Origin of the sequence: Corallococcus exiguus, assembly GCF_009909105.1 — a bacterium.
Taxonomy (GTDB): Bacteria; Myxococcota; Myxococcia; order Myxococcales; family Myxococcaceae; genus Corallococcus; species Corallococcus exiguus.
Genome location: NZ_JAAAPK010000004.1, coordinates 25,318 through 45,716, shown reverse-complemented (window position 1 = coordinate 45,716; position 20,399 = coordinate 25,318). Strand labels below are relative to the sequence as shown.

The window sequence follows — 20,399 nt, the reverse complement described above, 5'->3', positions numbered from 1 at the left end:
TCAGGCCTTTCCGTCCAGCATCCTCAGTGTCGGGATGTGGACGTACTTGAAGTAGTCAGGGCTGGGCAGCGGACGGAGCTTGGCGCCCTTGCTGCCCGAGTTGTCGTAGCGGTAGTGGACCCCGTTGATCTTCCCGGCGTACAGGCCGCCGTACCAGTTGGCCCCCCCCCAGGCGTGGCCCTTGCCCGTGGAGAGGACCGCACCCGGCTTGAGCGAGTTCCGGAGCAATCCAGGGGGCGACCCAGGGGTGTCCAGGCTCTCGGGGAGAAAGAGGGAACGTGCCAGCCCGTGTCCCAAAAAATCTCCGAGGAACTCGCTCGGTCAGCGTTCTCTCTCCAGAGCCTCCATATCCGTAAAAGCTGAATTTCATGCGGAGTCCCCCAATGCGGACATGTCCCCAGGAAGCGACGCTGACGGACTTTCTTGCCGGGCTGCTTTCCGAAGAGCACCGGACGCATGTTCTTGCCCACATGGAGAGCTGTGCGGACTGTCGGTGGGTCCTGGCGGCGGGAGAGGGCGCAGGGGCCCTGTCCAGTGCTCCGGAGGTCGTCGCGAAGGAGCCTTTGCCCCCGCTGCTCCTTCCTGGCGCAACGGTTTCCCGCTACGTGGTGCGGGAGCGCCTCGGCTCCGGAGCCATGGGCGTCGTGCACGCCGCGGATGATCCGGAGCTCGGCCGCCGGGTCGCCCTCAAGGTGCTGCGCCCCGAGGGGCGCCAACGCGAGGAACTGCAGCAGCGGCTGCTGCGCGAGGCACAGGCACTGGCCCGACTCTCCCACCCGAATGTCGTCACCCTCTACGACGTGGGCACCTTTGGCGACGGTGTCTTCCTGGCCATGGCATTGGTGGAGGGCACCACCCTGGCGGAGTGGATGAAGCAGCCGCGTCCCTGGAAGGAGGTGCTACGGGTCTTCCTCGAAGCCGGAAAAGGCCTGGCCGCCGCGCACGCCGCGGGACTGGTGCACCGCGACTTCAAGCCCGCCAACGCCCTCCTCGGGAAGGATGGGCGCGTCTTCGTGACGGACTTTGGCATCGCCCGGCTCCTCCACCAGGAGGAGGGCGCGTCACTCCAGGAGCATGCCGAGCCCCCTGTCACTCCCATGGGCCAGCTCACCCGGACGGGCCAGCTTCTGGGCACGCCCGCCTACATCGCCCCGGAGCTGGTGCGAGGCCAGCGCGCGGATGCCCGCTCCGACGAGTTCAGCTTCTGTGTGGCACTCCACGAGGCCCTCTTCGGCGCGCGTCCCTTCCAGGGCGAGACACTGAAGGAGCTGGTCCAGTCCTCTGAGCAAGGGCGGCTGAGCCCTCCGAAGCGTGACGTGAAGGTGCCGGCCCGGGTTCGACGCGCGGTCCTCCGGGGGCTCAGCGCGAAGCCCGAGGAGCGCTTCCCCACCATGCAGTCCCTGCTGGCGGCCCTCGCGCCACCGCCGCACCGCAGACTCGTGCCGCTTCTCGTCACGACGGCCCTGGCCGGAATGATGGGAATCCTCGCGGCCTACGGGACAACGGCGCAGCGGCGCGAGGCCAGCTGTGAGCAGGACGCGGAGAAGGTCGCGGTGGCCTGGAGTCCCGCGCGCCGCGAGCGGGTCCGCGCAGCCTTCCTCGCCACGGACGTGGCCTCTGCCGCCCAGGCCTGGGAGAAGTTCGCGGCGGTGCTGGATGCCCACACCGCTCAATGGCGGGCGCTTCGCACGGAAGCCTGTCGGGCCGCGACAGGCGACACCGCGGACCAGGCCAGGCAGACCGCCGCGTGCCTCGATGCGCGGCTCTGGCAAATCGCCGCTGTCACGGAGGTGCTGGAGAAGGCCGACGCGCAGACGGTGCAGAACGCGCGCCAACTGGCGGTATCTCTCGAGGGCCTCGTCGGATGCCGGGACACGCCGGGGCTCTCCAGCCGACCCCAGCCGCCCGATGACCTCCGCGCCCAGGTGGATGAGGCACGGCACAAGCTGGCGCTGGCCCACGCCCACCTCGTGTCGCACCGGTTCAAGGAGGGCCTCGCGATGACGTCCGCCCTCCTCGAAGAGATGAAGGGGCTCGGCTACAAGCCGCTGGAGGCAGAGGTGTTCCTGGCCCACGGCACGTTCCTCGGGGGCCTCAACAAGACAAAGGAGGCGGAGGCGTTCTTCTACCAAGCCCTGTGGGCGGCCGAGGCCGCGGGTGACGAAGAGACAGAGGCGCGGACCTGGCTGGAGCTCATCTGGGTGGCGGGCGAGGAACAGTCCCGCCCCGACGAAGCGGAGAAGCTCGTCCGGCACGCCCAGGCCGCCGTCGAGCGGCTGGGGCGGGAGCGCTTCCCGGACATCACGACGGAGCTGCACTCGCGCCTGTCGTCGCTGCGGGAGCATCAAGGCCATCTCGCCGAGGCGGAGAAGGAGGCACTCCAGGGCCTGGAGTTCTCGCGCAGGAGGAATGGCCCGGACAGCCTCCGTACGCCCAACCTCCTCCACCAGTTGGGACGCATCCGCTTTGTCCAGGGCCGCTATGAGGACGCGCTGAGACTCCACCGCCAAGCCCTGGAGCTGCGCGAGCGCGTACTGGGCCCCGACAACCCGGCCCTCGTAACTTCCTACAACCGGGTCGCCACGGCGTCGCTGGAGATGGGCCGGCACGCCGAGGCCGTCAGCGCCTGGCGCAAAGCCCTGGCCCTCCAGGAGGCGTCCTCCAACCCGGAGATCACCCCCCTGGGGACGGTGCTGCTCAACCTCGCCGGGGTCTCGCGCATCGAGGGCCGGCTGGAGGAGGCGCGGTCCATGATCGAGCGGGCGCGCGCCATCTTCGAGCGGGCCCGGGGCCCCAACCACCTCACCGTCAGCTTCGCGTTCTCGGAGCAGGCGGTCGTCTCCAACGAGGCGGGCCAGAGCACCGAGGCGCTTGCCCTTGCTACCGAGGCCCTGGAGCGCGTCCGGCGCGGACTGGGCCCGGACACGACGCGCGCCGCCCTACCGCTGACCGTCCGGGGACAGGTGCACCTGAAGGCGCGCCGCTTCCCCGAGGCCAGGCGTGACCTGCTGGACGCGCTGAAGCTACTGGAGGAGGCGCATGGCCTGGAGGGCGGGAGGACGGTGACAGTGCTCCTGCCCCTGGCCGAGCTGGCCCTGGCGACCCGGGCGCCTGCGGAAGCGCTCACGTACTGCGAGCGCGCACGAAAGGTCACCGAGAAGGTCCAGGGCCCAGAGTCCGTGGATTCCGCGAGCGCGCTGACCTGTACTGGAAAGGCACACCTGGCGCTGGGCACTGCGGCACAGGCCATCCCACTGCTCGAGCGCGCCCGGCGCATCCAGACCCGCTGGGGCGATCCCGGTGACGCGGAGGCGGCTGGGAGGACCGCGTTTCTGTTGGCCCGGGCGCTCCTGGAAACACGCTCCGCCCCGGACCGGGCGCGGGCGCTCGCGATGGCCGAGGAGGCGCGGACGCGGCTGGAGTCCGTGGGCGTCCGAGGCCGGTCGGAGCTCCAGAAGGTGCTGGCCTGGCAGCGGCGAGAGGTGAAGCGATGAACTCACAACCGAAGAGAGGCATCCTGACGGCGCTGCTGCGGGAGCACCTGTCACGGGAGCAGCGCTCGGAGCTGGAGACCGTGGAGGGGCTGGAAGTGCTGCTGCACGAACACGTCGAGGCAGCCCGGACCGGATGGCCCACGTTGCCGCTCCCGGTCGAGTCCTTCATGCGGCACCTCGCCCGGCACCTGCCCGCGGGAAAGGCCTCAGAGGTGATGCGCATCCTCCACGGTGCCGACCTGTACCTCGCGTGCGCTTGCTCCACCGGGGAGCCCTCGGCCCTCCGGGCCTTCGAGCAGGACATCCTCCGGCGCATCCCCGCCCGGCTCGGGAGAGTGTCGCCGAACATGGTGGACGAAGTGCTGCAGGTACTGCGTGAGCGGCTGCTGGTGAGCAGCGGCAGCACGCCCCCGAGGATTGCGACCTATGGAGGTCGAGGGCCCCTACTGACCTGGGTGGGCATCATCGCCGCGCGCATCACCGGGGAGCTGGTGGGCCGGGACGAGCGCCATCAGCTCGTCGCGGAACCTCCCGAGGAACTCGCGCGTCACCTGGCCCCGAGCGACCCCGAGTACGCGCTGCTGCGCGAAGACGCGCGCCAGTTCCTCGTCGAGTCGCTCCGAAAAGCGGTGGCGGTGCTACCTGAGCAGGAGCGTCCCCTGCTGCGCTTGCACCATTTCCATGGGTTCACGATGGACCGGCTGGCGCTCATGTATGGCGGCTCGCGCTCCGGCGTCGCGCGCAAGCTTGCCGATGCCCGCGAGCAATTGCTCGAGCGCGTTCGCATGGAACTCGCGCCAAGGCTGAAACAAGATCAGCTCGCACTGGAGAGCCTTCTCGGACTGGTCAGCAGCCGACTGGATATCAGCCTCCTTGGAATGTTGGACTGAAGCCCGTTACGCTCCGCGTCCATCGGGTGCCCGAACAGCCGGCACTTCTGACGCGCCGACTTCCTGCCTCCTTGTCAGGGAGACGCTTCGCGCCATCAGTGCCCGCGTCGTAGAGGCCAACGACATTGGGGTGAGAGAACTGGGCCGACGCATCTATCTTGCGCAACAGTCGTTGCCTCAGCTCTATCTCGGCGCCGCGACAGGCGCCCGAGCTCGCCCTCGCCTAAGAAACAGCCAGGGCGAACTCGGACGCACGCAGCATCTCATCGTGTGGCACCGGCCCTGTTTGGAGGGTTCGTCCTCGTGACGCAAGGAGGTGTCTTTTCACCGGATGAACATGCGACACGGAGACTGTCGTTCTATCTGGGTGAGGTCTTACCAGGGGCGGCTGCTCACATAGCTGTTGTCACCACTGAACGTGATGGGGTCGGTGCTGCACCCGCCAAGATTGGCATTCGTGGCCTGATCGTGGCCCCAGAGGCGAACCCGGACAGGATCGATCCCACCTTGCGCACCCTCGTTCCACTTATCGCCGTTGTAGGACCAGTACCCGACTTGGTTGTTCTTGAAGACGTTGCCGCTCCCGCAGTCTTCATTGTCGAACCGCCAGTCGCTGAAGATCGCGTAGGCCCCAGCCTGCCAGAACTTGTTTGAGTCGACGATGTTGTTCTTGCTGTTGTGCCTCGTGCGGATCGGATCCCCTGAAATATATCCGAACCGATTATTTCGAATCACACTCGAATTACTGTAATTGGCAAGATAGACGCCGTGAATGGAGCCCGGACTGTCGTCGTTGACGAGGTAGTAGAACCGGTTCCCCTCGATTCGAGTACCCGACGAGTTGGTGACATGGACGCCACCATAGCCTGTCCCGGAGCCTGCTTTATTGTATTTCTCGCCGATATACTGAAAAGTGTTGTTCCTGATGACAATATTGCTTGTCCTGTCTCCAGGCTGACCAGAGATCCTGACGCCTCCATTCCTGAAATACTGAAACGTGTAACCATCGACAACCACGCTGCTGTCACTGGAGTCGAGCGTCATGCCATAACCAGCTGCCATCGTCTCAATGGACGCCTCATCAACGGCGGACCTCATCGCGACAGCAGCCTCCGTCCCGCTGGACTCCAGCCTGGAGCCGTCAATGATCACATCACCCGTTCCGGGCTCAGTCCCGAAGGTGATGTGCCCGCCCGGCGGGGAGTAGGTCCAATGAATCGGCGAGCAGGGATAGTACGTACCACCACGGAGGAGCACTCTGGCTTTAAGCACTCCTCTGTCCATGAGGATCTTCTCCGCTGCGGCGATAGAGGCAACCGCCCTCTCTGGGGTGAGTCCATCCCGAATTCGCGCTTCCCTGGTGCCCGCCATAGGAGCGGCGGAATTCACATACACCGTGACCTCATCGGAGGAGACCACCCCAGCCTGAACGGGCGCGATGATACCGCCCCCGGCGACCCCCATCATGCTGAGAGCCAATACGATAGATTTACGCATACTCCAACGTCCTTTCTGGTACCACGAGGTGATTCTTCATGAACGAAGCACATCTTCGAGAGATGACCTTCCTCAGAGAGGAGTCGAACTGCCCCCGGACCCCGCCAGTCTCTGCAACAACATGGGCCAGTCTGTTCGGCCTTGCAGGCCCCCTTTCGCAATTGGCATCCCGTAACACCTTGGGCGCTGCGGGCGGCGAGGGAATGACCCGTATGGGAACAGGGTGGAGCTACCTGCAGCCTTCAAAATTCAGGCAGACGCATCTCCGCTCTGTGAGTGATTCAACCAAGCAAGGCTGCTCCGGGCTTTCGGGGTAAAAGAGGGAATGACCCGGCGTACGTCCCAAAAAATCATTCGGTCGCTCGTGTTGGTGTGGCCCCCCCTGTACCTACCCAAACTCCGGTCGCTAAGTCAGGAGCGCGTTGAGGTGAAGTTGCCCCGGTTTCGTGGAGTCCCACCCGCTGTGCGAAAAGGGTCCCACGATGCCGAAGTCACGTCCCCCATACCCGCCGGAGTTCCGTGAGCGGGTCGTCGAGCTGTTGAAGGCCGGCCGGTCCGGCAAGAGTCTCGCGAGAGAGTTCGGCTGCACCGAGCAGAGCCCCAGGCAGCGAGGGACGAACGAGAACACCAATCGCCTTCTGCGCCAGTACTTCCCCGATGGGACGGACCTGTCCTCCTACTCGCAGGCCCAGCTCAACGCGATTGCAGCTCGCCTCAACCGATGCCCACGCAAGACGCTCGATTTCCTTTCTCCTGCGGAGAAGCTAGAGAGCGTGTTGCTCTGACAGGTTGAGCGTGCCGCCGCCTGGTTCGCCTACTGCGGCTACCCCCCTCAACCGCCGTGATCACCGTTGTAGGATTGCTGGCCTGAAGCCCGTGGCGTCCCGCTTCCATCGGGTGCCCGCCAGCCAACATTCCTGACGCACCGACGGGTCCCCCACTAGCGTCCACTTCCGAGATTTTTGGGACGCCGGTGGACCCAGGCCCTCTTTCTTCTCGATTGCAGGGCAGACACACATCGACTCGCGAAGGACGTACCGCCCCCCGGGCCTGCTTCATACCCGGCCTGCAATCACGTGCATGGCGTCTGCTCAAATCCTGACAAGGGGCTGCGCCCCCATCCAGAGGAGAGGTCCCATGGGTTCCGTGAATGCGGTCATTGGTGCTGGTGGTGCTCCGAAGGTCGATCCCGCCGAGGCACAGCGCCGCGCGGAGGAGGCCAGGCAGAAGGCGGAGGCGGCGCGGCTCGCCGCCGAGGCCCGGCGCAAGGCGGCGACCGAGGCCCGCGACAATCTGACGCAGGCCAAGCACGACGCGGATGCAGCGCGCCGACAGAAGACCGCGGCGGAGAAGGCCGTCACCAACGCACGCAAGGCCGCGGATCGGCCGGGGCAGACACCTGCCGAGGCGAAGAAGTCGAAGGAAGCCCTCGCCGATGCGGAGAAGAAGCTCAAGGAAGCCTCCGATGCGTCCCGGGCCGCAGCGCAAAAGCTCCAGGACGCGGAGGAGAAGGCCGCCCTGGCCGCGAAGAGCGCCGAGGAGGCCATGCACAAGGCGAACGCGGCGGCCGTCGCGGAAAGCAAGACGCCTCCCTACAGCCAGAAGGACATCGACAGGGTGAAGCCGACGAAGAACGAGCTCGACTCGGCCTTCGAGGGCACGAGTCGAAGGACAAAGCTGGAGAAGCTTCTGGGTTTGACGCCTCCGCCGCCGCAGGAAGTCATCCAGTCGACTGGGACGGGCGAAGCGCCTGGAACTCCCTTCGACGCGGTGGGCACAAAGGACGCGCAGGACGCCAAGGCCACTGCGATGGCTACTGAGGGGCACGAAACGTACGATGCCTTCGTGCCAGAAGCACGCTCGCGGCCTCCTGTCCAGCAGGCTGCTGCGATAGCACCAAGACCCGTGACTGACGCGAAGGGGTTGGGCCGCCCGAACAATCAGAAGCCCACCGATGCTCGTGGGGTATCCAGGAAGACGGAAACTTTGTCAGGCGCGAAAAGCAGCGTGCCACCACGGCCTCCCGCTGTAACGGAGTACTACAAGCTCAAGAATCAGGGGCCGCCACAGCGTTCGGATTTTCCGGAAGGCGGACTTGGAACCAAGGACTACAACGACTCCACGAGGGAGTATCACCAGACTCTCAATGCGGCCTCCAGCAAGGCCTCCAGTTACTTCCTGCAACAAACGAAGGACGACTTGCTCAAGACGCCAATCGGCAGGGCACTTCAGAAAGAGGCGGAACGCGTGGGCGTAAAGCTCCACGTGCTATCTGACAGCGAGTACCAGAAGCGCTATCCCGATACTGGGGCGGTAACATTGAACAAGGACATCTATTTCCCGATTTCATCCGTAGACCCCGCAAACGAGGATGGCATTGACATATATACCCATGAGCTCGCCCACGTGGCACTTGGCGAGGCAGTAGGCAAAGAAGGCGACTCGCTGGACTCGCGAATCGGTCGGACGCGGGAGCACTTCCAAAGGATTGGCCTCAATCCAGCGGACGGGGAGCGCTTGGCACGAGAAACGTTTGAATGGAACGACAGCATCAGCCGCTCCCATGTCTTTACTTCCACGGTCGGCCGCGATCTTGACCGTGAGCGCAAGGGATTGCCTCGGGAGTCCGATGCGATTCGGAATAAACTCTACAAACTGACGGCAGAACGCGAACTGGGACTTTCCATATCACGCCAGCTCGATGCCACGGAGAAGCCCATCACGCAGCGCGATGCAGAGGCTCTGTGGGCCGCATCACCACAAGGACGAGCTCGTCCACTCAAGGGCCAAGAACTCCTAGACTTCTTCGCAGAAATCCAGTCCGAGTGGTACGTTGAGAGTCAGCTCGTTTGACACCGACACTCGGGCGCGAACTTTCAACGTCAAGGGCGAAAGGGCTGCCATAGGTGCCCTGGCTCTCATGGTGAATGGCTTGAGCCCAGCCAAAATCCAAGTCGCGGCATCGTCCTCGCACCCAAGCCGCGCCAGAGAGTACAAGGCAGGACCGTACGCGCGAGAACTGGACTTGATGTTGCCCCTCGACACGGCGGCTCGACATACCGCATGCCCCTACCCACCGCCCACGACACATGCCCTGTGGCTACCCAAAATTCGGTCGCTGCGTGTGGCGAACCTGGGTACGTACGGCTGGCATGACTTCAGCCAAGTAGGTCCGCGGGCAATGCGGGACATGCAGGAGCGGGAGTTTGTGCTACAAACCAGTGCGATAGCTCTCCCCTGATGACGGATTGGGGACGCCGTCCCCCAATCCGCGACATCCGGAGACAGCGGCGAAGTTTGCGGACACTCAATCGGACCCCGAATTTTCCCGACTTCGCCTAACCCCAGGATTTTTCTCGTGTTTTCCGTCGCAGTCTCTACAGAGAGCGCAGAGAACGAGTTCGCCTAGGGCTTCATTCGGGGAGCTGAACGAAGGGCCCTGCCCTAACCCGGCAGGGCCTTTTTGTTTTCCACGGGCCTTGCGATGAACACCGCGGGGCCTTCGTGCTCAAGCCGCTGAATCCCCAGGGATTTTCCTCGCGGTGCTGAAGAGCGCGCGCTGGCAGGGCGCAGCCCGTATGGCGGGGGGCCCGGCCGTCGATTCGGCTGGCCCGGCGCACGTCCCGCGTTTGGGCCACGTGCGGAGTCATCCGTCGCGCCCGTGCAGCTTCCACGAAGCACTGCACGTCATACCCGGCATCCTCTGCGCGCCAGCCTCGACTCCGGGTCGGTCGTTGACGCGTGCGCGGCGTTGCTTCTCTTCTCGCCGTGGAAGTCGACGGTGGGGTTGCCCTTGTCGTCCGGAGGCTCCTGGCTCACCAGGTCAGGAGGAGTCCCTGCTCCGGTGCGGGAGGTCGTCCCGCACCGGAGTTTTTCAGCAGCCTGCTAGCTCACGGGCACCGTCCCGCCGTCGATCACGTACTCCGCCCCGGTGATCGCGCTCGCTCGGTCCGAGACGAGAAACCCGATCAACTCGGCGACCTCGGCCGGACGCGCGGGGCGCCCGAGAGGAATTCCGCCGAGCGAGCGCATCACGAGCTCCTTCGCGCCCGCCTCGTCGGTGCCGTTCTTCGCCGCGATCTCGCTCATGAATCCGACGGAGGCCTCGGTCTCGACCCAGCCCGGTGACACGCGATTCACGCGCACGCCCTGCGGCGCGACCTCCTTCGAGAGGGCCTTGCTGTAGTTCGAGAGTGCGGCCTTGGCCGAGGCGTACGCGGTCGTCGCCTCATGAAGCGGCATCTGCCGCTGGATCGACGTCACGTGCACGACCGCGCCGGTCCGGCGCTCGCGCATTCCGGGGACCAGTGCCCGGTCGAGACGCACCGCCGCCATCAGGTTCAGGTCGATCGTCTTCTGCCACGCGTCGTCGTCGAGGACGGAGAAGCCGCCCGCCGGCGCCGACGTTCCACCCACGACGTGGACCAGGATGTCCATTGCTCCGGCGGCCTTCACGACGCGCGCGCAGCCCTCGGCCGTGGCGACATCGGCGGCGATGAAGCCCTCGCCCGTTCCCTCCCGCGCGGTCGTCAGCACCGTCGCGCCGGCCGCGCGCAGCCATGCGACCACCGCCTTGCCGATGCCCTTCGTTCCGCCCGTCACGAGCGCGCGCTTCCCCTCTAGCTCTCTCATCACGTCATTTCCTTCCGCAGGGTTGAAATGGGCATCGCGGCTCACGCGCCGATGCTCAAAGCCGCGATCCGATCGCCCTTCATCCGGAACGCAAAGGTGAGCGTGATGGGACTGCCGGGAAACTGGCCCGTCACTTTCGCGCGAACCTCGCAGGCATCGTCCTTCGCGTTCACCTCGATCGGCTGCGCGACGGCCTGATACTTCACCTGGGAGTCACGCCACCATTCGTCGATGGCCGCATGCCCGACATGCCGATGTCCCTCATCCTCGACAACGGCATCGGGCGCGAAGGCGTGGAGCGGCGTGGCACTGTCCGCGTCGAAATAGGCCTGAATTGATGGGTGCATTGTCATGACCCAAGACGTAAGCCCGCGCGATTGCCCGCTCAATAGGGACAAAGTAGGATGTGACATCCCGACCTACAGGACTATCGATGTATCAACCCGGACTGAATGATCTCGATGCCGTCCTCGCCGTCGCTCGCAGGAGCTCGTTTCGCGGCGCTGCCCTCGATCTCGGGATGTCGACGACGGCGATGAGCAGCGCGATCGCGAAGCTCGAAGCACATCTTGGCGTCCGCCTCTTCAACCGCACGACGCGCAGCGTCTCGCTGACCGACGCCGGCAGAGCGTTCGTCGAACAGGTGGCTCCGGGACTCGAGGACATCCGCGGCGCGATGGACGCGGCTCGCTCCCAGCAGGCAAAGCCGTCCGGCATGCTGCGCATCAACACATTTGCGACAGCGGCGCGCGAGATCCTCGCGCCACTGGTGCTGGAGTACCTCCGCCGCCATCCGGACGTGCATGTCGACGTCGTGACCGAAGGCCGGCTGGTCGACGTTGTCGCCGAGGGGTTCGACTTCGGCGTGCGGATGGCGAACCTCGTGCCCACCGACATGATTGCAATTCCGCTTGGAGAGCCCCAACGCCATGCCATCGTCGCTTCGCCGGCGTACCTGAAGAAGCACGGTCGGCCGCGCGTCCCATCGGACCTCTTCCGTCATCGGTGTATCCGGGTGCGCTTGCCGAACGGCAGCCTCTTCCGGTGGGATTTCCGTAAGCGGGGGCAGACGGCCCTGATCGATGTGACGGGGCCCATCACGCTGGACGAGGCCAGCCTCTCGCGGATCGCAGTCCTGGAGGGCATCGGACTCGGCTTCTTCATGGAGCCGGACGTGCGAGGCGACATCGAAGCGGGACGCCTCGTTCGCGTGCTCGAGGACTGGACACCGGAGCTCGCTCGGCTCTGCCTCTACTACCCTGGCCGGCGCAATTCCTCGGCCGCTCACACGGCGTTCGTCGCACTGGCCCGCGAAGTCGCGGTAGCTCGCAAATGAGGCTCGCAGAATGAAAAGTCATGAGCATCCTGCGGGAAGACCGAAGATGCATAAAAAGGCGTGCCGCGATGGCAGCCGCCGGTGAAGCGCTCGGGGCCTTCCACGCTCATCCCGCTTTGCGACGGAAGTGGAGCGCCTGCACGCCGGACTTGAACCGCTGCGTCGAGAGGAGCTCAAGATGCCGTGCACTCGACAGGCCATGAAACAACGTCGGCCCTCGGCCACTGATGATGGGATGAACGACGATGCGGTACTCGTCGATGAGCCCCCACTCCTCGAGCGCAGCCGCGAGCTTGGGCGCTCCGACGAGGACACCCCGCTCGGTCTTCTCTTTCAGCGCTGAGATCGCCTCGCGAAGGTCACCCTCCACCTTGATCGTGTTCTGCCACGGAAATTCGCTCCGCGAGCCCGACACGACGTACTTCGCCTTCGCCTCGAGCTTCTGTGCCCACTCGCGCATCGCGCGCGGCGCCTTTTCGTCGCGTGCCACCGCGGGCCAGGCTCCCTCCATCAGCTCGTAGGTGTTGCGCCCGAAGAGCATCGCCCCGCTCTGCTCCATGAGCTGCCTCCAATAGTCGTGCAGCTCGTCGTCCACGATCCCCTGGGTGTGAATGCCCCTTCTTTGAAACCGCTGGATATCACTCGGCTTTCGGCTCTCAGAGAGTTTGAGTCCTCTCAGAGAAAACCCGAGAACGAGTTCGCGCAGGGCTTCGTTCGGGGAGCAAAAAAGAAGGCCCTGCCCTAACCCGGCAGGGCCTTTTTGTTTAACACAGGCCTCGCGATGAACGTCGCGGGGCCTTCGTGTTTGGGCCGCTGAATCCCAAGGGACTTTGCCTCGCGGTGCTGAAAGGGCGCTCTCGGCTCTCTGCCCCGCAGAGCGAGATGCCCTCTCTCCTCCGCCGCTGATTGGGCTCTCTGGAGCGCGCTTTCACCCGTTTTGGGGAGAGAGAGGCCGAGAGCGGTTAACAGTTTTGTTAACCACCGTAGGCAGCCGATTCTGACAATCCAGGGCTTTCGATGTCGTGCCTTCCAGGGTTACGTCATTTCCCTCTTTCAGAATGACGAATCGGGCCACCTGTTAACCGCAAGAGCGAAACGCGGCTGGCAGTTACTGGGTACTCGCGATTTCGTCGCGCGGCCCAGACTCTCCCAGACGGCCCCCAGACTGTCTCGACCGGCGTAGAGCCCTCTGCCCCCGCCTCACTCCTCTTCTCCACGAGGGGCGCGTACGCCCGAACGAGGCTTCTGGGCCAGAACGACAGCCCAGAGCCCGCCCGCACGCGCCCCCTCCCAACGTAGTCATCCAGGGGGCTTGCGACGTGCCGGACCGAGCCTGAGCCCTCGATGTCAACGGGACGGAGAAACGAGCGTCCCCTCCTCCGCGGAGGCATACAGCGCTTCCACATCGAGCACCTCGTCCAGAGGAATGCTCACATCATCGTCCTCATCCTCCAGGTCGATGTCATGGAATACCGCTGCCGGGAGCAACGCCCTCAACCTCAAGACCTGTGATGGCGTGACTTCATCCTCCACCACGAGTCCGTCCGTGACCTTCACGTCGAGAGAGCGCCCGAGCTGAAGGAGCGTCAACGGCGCCCGCAGACCTTCTCTCGCCACGAGGGGCTCAGGGTCATTGTTCGCGAAGACAAGCTGGGCCGCATCGAGCACTCCGCCCACGCGGAGCACGCCCTGGACATTGGCGAGCCGGCAACGGAGCGACCCGGCGACGACCGCCGCACTGCCAACGTCGCCGTCACCAAACTCGCCCCCTACCTCCACGTCCCCCGCCACGACGAGGATGCCGCGGTTCAACACGCCGTTCGCTACCTGGAGCCCGCTCGGAATCAGGCGCACTTCGCCCTCCGCCACGTCGAGCGCGTCGACCCGCGCCACTGCGACAGGCGCGCGGAGCGTCCTCGCCCACAGCCACGCCAGCGCCTCCAGCAACGTGCCCTCGGTTCGGTTCGCGCGAGAGAAGAGCGACTCCAGTGAAGCCCCCTCTGATTCAGCGAGGAGGTCTTGGAGGTGCGGCGCCATGTCCGCGAGGAACATCGGCATGGCGTTGATATCGCGGCGAAAGGCGGACCACAGTTCGTCCAGAGTCGTCATGGCGGCGGGCAGCCTACCACCCTCGTCCCGCCTGGGGCCGCATGCGCGAATACGGCTGTGCCCACCCCCAAATTCGGTCGCTGCGTCATGCGCGCGTCAAAGACGTGGTCAGCGCCCTCCCCCGTAGCGGGTACATGGCCCGTGCGAAGGGCTGGAGGCGAGGGAGGAGAGCGCGAGTAATTCCTCTCGAACTTGAGACACTCTGCCGCGCGGAGCTGCTCGCCCGCATCGCGAAGCGCCTCGCTGTTGGCGAAGTCCTGGTGGAGACTCCCCAGCTCGCAGACAGGCTGGTCTTCGCAGCGCGGGCCCGGTCACCCTCGCGCCATCACCTTCCAGAAAGCGGCATAGCCAGCGGCCGCCCCACTGGCGCGAGGGGATACCGCCCGCGCCAGGCGCCAGACCGAGAGGGACACTGCACACCAAGTGGCGTAGCCCCCATTTCAATCGGACAGGTCGCTACCGCATAGGACCAGCCTAGGAATGGATACGAAGACACTTGAAGTGGCCTCGAGTGCCGCTACTACAAGGCCATCTGGACAAAGGTGGTCACCTCGATCTCCAGCCATGATGACACCGGGATAACTGCACAAGCCGGACGAGGCGCTGGGCGCCTAGCTTGACCATGGCGCCAGGAGTGAGCCCTACTGAATTGGGCTCCTCCTGCAGCGATCACTGTCTGGCAGGAGCGCCGCCGGCATCGGCATCGAACCACCCGTTCATCGTGTTCGCCTCGGCTGCTCGGCCGGGATGACCACGCCCTGGGGGCGAGAGCAGGCAGGACGCAGTGCCGTACACGGATGAATTCAAGTCCCAGAGGGTGAAGCGGAGTTACGCGCGGCCCTGAGTCGCGCCGTCCAATCTCAGCGAAGGGCCTTCTCCAGCTCCTCGCGGCTGAAGTCCCTCGAGAGGTTGTTCGGGTCCCAGAGGGCGGCCAGCTCGACGATGGCCGGCAGCAGGGCCTGGATGCGGTCCTTGAGCCTGGCGCGCACGTGCTCCTTGAACCGCTGGTTCTTCATGCGGGCCAGCTCGCGCACCTCTTCCGGGACGCGGTTGACCAGGTCGTCGAGGGGGCGCAGGCCCCGTTCGAGCGCGCTGTCGACCTCGCTCTGGAGGTTGCCCGGCAGGGCCTTGAGCTTGCCGGCGGCGTCCTTGCGAGTGATTTCCTCGATGTGCTGACGGAAGAGGTAGGACTCCGCGAGCTGCTCGAGGGTCTCGCTGCCCAGGGACTGGACGAAGATGCCCTTGAACTTGTCGCGGAACTTGTTGTCGAGCTCCTCGGTGAGCCTCCAGTCGGTGTCGATGGCCGAGCACACCTTGTCCTTGAAGCTGGAGGCCTCGCTTCGCTGGGCCGAGCTGGGTACGCGTGAGGCCCAGTCGGAGAGGTAGCCCTTGGCCTGATCGAGCATGACCTTGGCCTTCCCCAGGTCGTTCTTGTCACGGTACGTGTCGACCTCCGCCCGCGTCGCGTTGAAGAGCAGCAGGACGCTGCCCTTCTCCGCCTGCACCAGGCTTTGGTAGGCCGACACCAGGTTGCGGTAGTGGCCCTTCTGCACCTGGTAGATTTCGGAGCCACCCTGCACGGCGTCCAGCAGGTTGCGGTCGATTTCGTCGGGGATGTCGACATCGAACAGCGAGGCGACAAGCTTGGCCAGGTCCACGCCCTTGCCACCCAGGAGCTTGTCATCGAACTTGAGGGCCACGTCGAGCGACTTCGCGGTGGCGCGCGAGACGCTCTCGCTGGTGCGCTTGAGCACGCCCGGGGCGAGCTCGTCGACGATGGACTGCGCCATCCGTGAGACTTGCTGCACCACCTGGCGCTGGTCGTTCTCGAAGATGACGTCCTTGGACAGCAGGAAGGTCCACTTGTCCCACAGCTCGCCCAGCATCTTGTTGAGCAGATCCTGGTGGACGAGCAGGTCGTCGTGGAGCTGGGGCGTCTGCACCTTGGCCAGGGAGTCGAAGAAGGCCATCTCGTGCTCCAGCGCCTGGTACCAGAAGAGCTGGAGCGCGGGCGAGAGCATGTTGTCCTTGGCGGCATCGCCAAAGGCGCGGCTGATGTCGGCCGTGGCCGTGGCGCAGCGCTCCTGCCACTTGCGCTGCGTCCCCAGATTGCCGGCGCTGGTGCGCTCGCTGGCGTCGAGCATGGCCGAGAGGGCTTGATCGGCCGCGTTTCCAACCTTCACGATGGCGTCGCTCAAAGCGCGCTTCACCGTGTCGGGGGCGCCCTCCGAGGCGCGGTTCAACCGTTCGTTGAGTTCAGAGACGCGGCTTGAATACCAGCCCATGGAGTGCTCCTTACAGGCTCTGCTCGCTGGTGATGCGCCAGGGGCCACCGTTGCGGCGTTGGACCGTCCAGCGCCGCCGCACGTCGACTGAGTTGAAGGTGCGGGTCTGGCCCTCGAAGAGGCCGACGTGGTCCAGCTCCAACTCGACCTCCTCGATGCGCTGCAGGCCCGGGGCCTCGTCGCCTTGGATGACGACCCGTACATCGCCCATCCAGCGCACCCGCGCGTCGAGCACCTTGTTGAGCAGGAGTTGCCGCGAGCGCACCCACTCACTGTCGCGGCCGTTCCATGTCCAGACCGGGTAGTAGATGGGCCGGTCGGTGTCTGGCACGGCGCGCCAGTCCGCGAAGAGGCCGTTCCAGGTCTCCTGGTCGCCGCGCTTCACGGCCGAAATCATCGCGGTGAGGACCTCGCGCGGGCTCGCGTCGTCGGCTGGAGCGCCGAAGCTCTCCTGGCTGAGCGTCTCCTCTCCAGCGAAGCGCGGTCCGCCCTCGCTCAAGTCACTGACGTCGACGCAGACCACGCCGCCGACCAGGGCGGCGACGGGCTCCACCTCCAGGCCGGCGGCGGTGCGGCCCGAGCCCGCGAGCAGGCGGGGATCCGGAAGGATGCGGCCGAGCACGGCGATGTCGAGCCTCACCGACGGGGCAACGCGCTTCTGGTAGCGCTGCATGGCGGAGAAGACCTTGTTCATGGCCGGGGTATTGGCGGGGCAGAAGACCCAGGCGCCGGACTGGTTCCAGGCCAGGTAGCCCTTGCCCATGTCGACCAGCCACTCCCGTTGCGTCAGCGTCGGCAGTGAGACCAGCTTGCCGGTCACCGCCGAGCGGTCACCCCGGAAGGGGTCGACGACAGGAAAGGCGCTGAGCGTCTCTCCCGCACGCGCCTCCAGCAGGGCCTTCCACGCCGCCGCGGCCTGGAGGCCAATGGCCTTCACCTGCTCCTCGCCCCGGGTGCGGAATTCAAGGGCATCCGCCGGGAGCGTGACGAGGTCTCCTTCGAGACAGGCACGCACCGTCTCCCAGTCCTCGCGCATCGCCGTCGCGAAGGGGCCGGGATGATGCTCGACGAGGGAGTCGACGCGGGCCTTGTGCCCGAGGTGATTCGCGAGCTCCGCGCGCGTCCCTCGAGAGGTGCGCCAGGCGCCGAAGGTGCTGTCGAGCAGGCGCTCCCAGTCGAAGACGCGCTTCTCGAGCCATGACATCCAGGTCTCGTCGAAGCCGTCGCGACCCATGCGCTCGGGTCCTCCCGGTCCGATGAGCTGCCGCGTCGTATCGGCGATGCTCCAGGTGCGTTCATGGAGCAGGGCGCCGCTGAACTCGTGCTCCTCCCAGCCCTCGCCGGGCTCGCGCCGGCGAACGATTCGCACGTGGACCTGGTCACCCTCCTTTCGCCCCTGTTTGTCCCAGGTCTGGTTCTCGGCGTACTGGCCGAGCATGAAGGGCACGGTGCGCTGCGTGGTGGCCAGGTCGGGTGGCTTGACGACGGGCTGCCCGTCGATGGCGATGACCCGGTCGCCCACGCGCAGTCCCGAACCGCGGAAGCCGCTGTCCCAGGAGATCCACGTCACGTGGAGGTGGGGCGTCAGGGCGTCGAAGCGCGCGTCGAGCTTGAAGCCGCTGCGCAGGCCATCTTGGAGGTATTCCTTCTCGGCGCCGCGTGGGTTCATGAAGGCGTCCCTGCCCTGAATCCCCGCCCCCTGCGGAGATGAGGCGTCGTTCTCTACCTCGCGGGCCTCGGCGCTTCAAGGAAGGGGGACGTCGGAGCACCTTCCCCCGCGTCTCGACATCGGTGTCCGAGACGACTGGCTTGCTCGTCCACGTGGGGACCGATGCCTCGCGGTCACCTCGTGCTGAGCAGGAAGGGTGGCGTGGCAGGCGCAGGTCCGTGAGGCCGTTGCTGGACTCGCGCAACAGGCGCCGAGCGTGGGCCCCGTTCAGAACGACGACATGGTCCAGCGGCTCCCGACGAATTGAGCCAATGACTCTCCACAGGGGAACTGTAGATGGCCGCGGTTGAAACCGTCGCGTGAGTGAAGCCACCCGAGCCGATCCGCGGCCTCGACCACCTCGTCCGCGCGAGCTTCTGGGGGCGCGAAGAGCTGCACGCTGCGACGGGGAGACGGTTTTCACGAGCAACTCCCGGTCAGTTCTCGCGAGCGCTGCGGACCAACTGAGTGGCGGGAAGCTCCGCAAGCAGGTGGTCGATGCAGGTACGTACCGCCGCCGTCAGCGACCGATGGGCGCGGTAGAGCAGATAGACACCGGCAGCCTCCCCTTCCCAGCCTTCCAGGACTCGAGCCATGTCCCTCTTGTTCACATCCTGGGCGCACAGCGACTCGGGGAGCATCGCGATGCCGACACCCGCGAGCACCGCGCGATAGGCAGCGGAGAACTCGCTCACGTAGAGGCGCGGCGCGAAGGTGAAACGTCGCTTCGTTCGACCTTGGGCGAGCGTCCACGTTGCGTGGCCGTCCGTGGCGCGCGTCGCGATGCAGTCGTGAACGGCGAGCTCCTCGACTCCGCGAGGCGTGCCGTGCTCCTTCAGGTAATGCGGGCTCGCGAACAGCAACTTTCTGGTCATTGGGCGGACCTCGCGCGCAACGAAGTCGTCGGTGTCGTTCAATTTTTCCGTCATGATCGCGATGTCGAAGCCGCTGTCGGGGTCGGGGCGACGTCCGTCGATCTCCAGGTCGATCGACACCCCCGGGTGCTTGGCGAGGTACAGGTAGACCACGTTGGCGACGGCGGCTCCGAAGGCGGTCGGCGCGGCGATGCGAACGCGGCCGCGAGGTTCATCCTGGAGTTCGCGAACCCGCCCGGTGCCTTGCGCGAGGTCGTCCATCGCGCGTTCGGCATGGTCGAAGTACTTACGCCCCGCGTCCGTCAGGCGAAGCGTCCTCGTCGTGCGCTCGAGGAGCCGCAGGCCGAGCGCCGACTCGAGCCGGGCGATGCGGCGGCTCACCGTCGAGACGGGAACACCGCGCTCACGAGCAGCGGCAGAGAAGCTCCGCCGTTGCACCACGCGCACGAGCAGAGCGACGTCGTTGAGGTCCAGGTCTATTTTTGCACGCATGATAAGAGTCCGTTTCCGAATGGCATACTAGTGCGTGCTCGTCCCGTCCGGTATCTCGTTGCGCATGACATGGTCGACCGAACAGACGCGCTGGATCATGAAGGTGCTTCAGCCAGAACAAACCGTGGCATCGCTTCCCGGGGCTGCGGCGCTCACCGAGCCGATGCGGGCGGCCCTGCTCGGCCTCGCTCCGGACGCCTACTCCGCCGAACTCGGGCGCCTGCGGGCAGGCGCGAAGGCGGCCGCGCGCGAGCTGCTCGCGGATCCCGCGGTGGGCGCGATGGTGGACCGCCTTCCCTTGCGGCCCGGGGCGAGGGTTCTCGCGTTCGGCGATAGCCACACCTCTGATCCGCAGTCGTGGGCGGTGATCCTGAACGAGATGTTGGCCGCGCGCCGTCCCGCGGATGGAATCTCGATCGACATCAGCGCCGTCGCCGGTGAGACGACAACGCACGGCCTGATTCGAATCGGCGGGGTCATCGCGAGGAATCCAGACTGGATCTTGTTCTTCATCGGCATGAACGACGCTCGAACACAAGGCCCGACGCCGAGCAAGACGCTCGTCGCTCCCGAAGAGACGGCGCGCAACCTCGCGGAGCTCCGCGAGCGCGTCTCCCGGGAGACGCAGGCACAGTGTCTGTGGGTAACTCCTCCCCCGGTGCTCGAAGATCGCGTGTCGAAGCATTGGGGGTTGTCCCGCTTCGGAGTTCGCTTCCGCAACGAGGACATCGCCCGCGTCGCCGAGGTCATTGCCGCCTTCGACGAGCCCGCGATCGAACTGTTCGCGAGGCTCGGCCTGCCACCCCCGCAGGATCTGCTCATGGAGGACGGGCTTCACTTCACGCAGGAGGGGCAAAAGAGACTAGCGCTCGAAGTCGTGCGCGGCTGGGCCGACGCGAGGGCGCGATGAAGTATCTGGTCACGGGCGCGACCGGTAACATCGGCTCGGGGGTAACCCGGTGCCTCCTTTGTATGGCCGCGCCAGCTTCGACTTGCTGCTCCGTCGCGTGCTGCTCAGCGTCTGAGCCTGCCGACCCCACGAAGTGTGGGAGCGCCACGGAACGGGGCGACTCCCACTGGA

The 20,399-nt window shown here is 65.7% G+C and carries 14 protein-coding genes and 3 pseudogenes; 7 read left to right on the top strand and 10 right to left on the bottom strand.

All coding sequences use genetic code 11. The features are described 5' to 3' along the window. Positions 1-228, bottom strand: coding sequence for a hypothetical protein (locus GTZ93_RS16235; RefSeq protein ID WP_139915301.1), 228 nt, complete (start codon positions 226-228; stop codon positions 1-3). A 155-nt stretch (positions 229-383) separates the two neighbouring features. On the opposite strand from GTZ93_RS16235, the gene GTZ93_RS16230 reads away from it, so the two are divergent. Beyond that, positions 384-3,494, top strand: a complete 3,111-nt coding sequence (locus GTZ93_RS16230; protein ID WP_167548161.1) for a tetratricopeptide repeat protein — start codon at positions 384-386, stop codon at positions 3,492-3,494. After that, positions 3,491-4,384, top strand: a complete 894-nt coding sequence (locus GTZ93_RS16225) for an RNA polymerase subunit sigma-70 (protein WP_139915303.1) — start codon at positions 3,491-3,493, stop codon at positions 4,382-4,384. The genes GTZ93_RS16230 and GTZ93_RS16225 overlap by 4 nt, the downstream gene beginning before the upstream one ends. Before the next feature lie 375 nt (positions 4,385-4,759). Here the strand turns inward: GTZ93_RS16225 and GTZ93_RS16220 are convergent, their stop codons facing one another. Further along, on the bottom strand, positions 4,760-5,851 hold the full coding sequence (locus GTZ93_RS16220; RefSeq protein ID WP_161662867.1) for a right-handed parallel beta-helix repeat-containing protein: 1,092 nt from the start codon (positions 5,849-5,851) through the stop codon (positions 4,760-4,762). Positions 5,852-6,363: 512 nt separating this feature from the next. On the opposite strand from GTZ93_RS16220, the pseudogene GTZ93_RS42300 reads away from it, so the two are divergent. From GTZ93_RS42300 to GTZ93_RS16210, 3 genes and pseudogenes are all read left to right on the top strand, one after another. Beyond that, positions 6,364-6,486: pseudogene (locus GTZ93_RS42300) on the top strand (IS3-like element ISMxa1 family transposase); the annotation flags it as partial. Then, positions 6,466-6,666 (top strand): annotated as a pseudogene (locus GTZ93_RS42295) (transposase); the annotation flags it as partial. The pseudogenes GTZ93_RS42300 and GTZ93_RS42295, both read left to right, overlap by 21 nt. A 352-nt stretch (positions 6,667-7,018) precedes the next feature. After that, positions 7,019-8,734, top strand: a complete 1,716-nt coding sequence (locus tag GTZ93_RS16210; RefSeq protein ID WP_139915306.1) for an eCIS core domain-containing protein — start codon at positions 7,019-7,021, stop codon at positions 8,732-8,734. An 846-nt stretch (positions 8,735-9,580) separates the two neighbouring features. Here the strand turns inward: GTZ93_RS16210 and GTZ93_RS16205 are convergent. From GTZ93_RS16205 to GTZ93_RS16195, 3 genes and pseudogenes are all read right to left on the bottom strand, one after another. Further along, positions 9,581-9,691: pseudogene (locus tag GTZ93_RS16205) on the bottom strand (IS5/IS1182 family transposase); the annotation flags it as partial. A gap of 75 nt (positions 9,692-9,766) precedes the next feature. After that, complete coding sequence (locus GTZ93_RS16200; RefSeq protein WP_257978934.1) at positions 9,767-10,558, bottom strand: SDR family oxidoreductase; 792 nt, start codon at positions 10,556-10,558, stop codon at positions 9,767-9,769. Beyond that, positions 10,555-10,860, bottom strand: a complete 306-nt coding sequence (locus GTZ93_RS16195) for a nuclear transport factor 2 family protein (RefSeq protein WP_257978935.1) — start codon at positions 10,858-10,860, stop codon at positions 10,555-10,557. The genes GTZ93_RS16200 and GTZ93_RS16195 overlap by 4 nt, the downstream gene beginning before the upstream one ends. Before the next feature lie 86 nt (positions 10,861-10,946). On the opposite strand from GTZ93_RS16195, the gene GTZ93_RS16190 reads away from it, so the two are divergent. Next, positions 10,947-11,849, top strand: coding sequence for a LysR family transcriptional regulator (locus GTZ93_RS16190; protein ID WP_120578107.1), 903 nt, complete (start codon positions 10,947-10,949; stop codon positions 11,847-11,849). Positions 11,850-11,955: 106 nt separating this feature from the next. Here the strand turns inward: GTZ93_RS16190 and GTZ93_RS16185 are convergent, their stop codons facing one another. The 5 genes from GTZ93_RS16185 to GTZ93_RS16165 form a co-directional block, all read right to left on the bottom strand. Next, entirely contained in the window at positions 11,956-12,486 is a 531-nt protein-coding gene (locus GTZ93_RS16185; protein WP_139915308.1) for a dihydrofolate reductase family protein, read from the bottom strand. 710 nt (positions 12,487-13,196) lie between these two features. Then, entirely contained in the window at positions 13,197-13,958 is a 762-nt protein-coding gene (locus GTZ93_RS16180; RefSeq protein WP_139915309.1) for a hypothetical protein, read from the bottom strand. Positions 13,959-14,818: 860 nt separating this feature from the next. Continuing rightward, complete coding sequence (locus GTZ93_RS16175; protein ID WP_139915310.1) at positions 14,819-16,243, bottom strand: hypothetical protein; 1,425 nt, start codon at positions 16,241-16,243, stop codon at positions 14,819-14,821. A 10-nt stretch (positions 16,244-16,253) separates the two neighbouring features. Beyond that, positions 16,254-17,912 (bottom strand): PDZ domain-containing protein, encoded by a 1,659-nt coding sequence (locus GTZ93_RS16170; RefSeq protein WP_161662866.1) that lies wholly within the window; start codon positions 17,910-17,912, stop codon positions 16,254-16,256. A gap of 476 nt (positions 17,913-18,388) precedes the next feature. Further along, entirely contained in the window at positions 18,389-19,318 is a 930-nt protein-coding gene (locus GTZ93_RS16165; protein WP_139915312.1) for a LysR family transcriptional regulator, read from the bottom strand. Between the two features lie 34 nt (positions 19,319-19,352). Here GTZ93_RS16165 and GTZ93_RS16160 point away from each other — a divergent pair, with 34 nt between their 5' ends. Further along, on the top strand, positions 19,353-20,228 hold the full coding sequence (locus GTZ93_RS16160) for an SGNH/GDSL hydrolase family protein (protein WP_257978936.1): 876 nt from the start codon (positions 19,353-19,355) through the stop codon (positions 20,226-20,228). Positions 20,229-20,399: the final 171 nt, after the last annotated feature.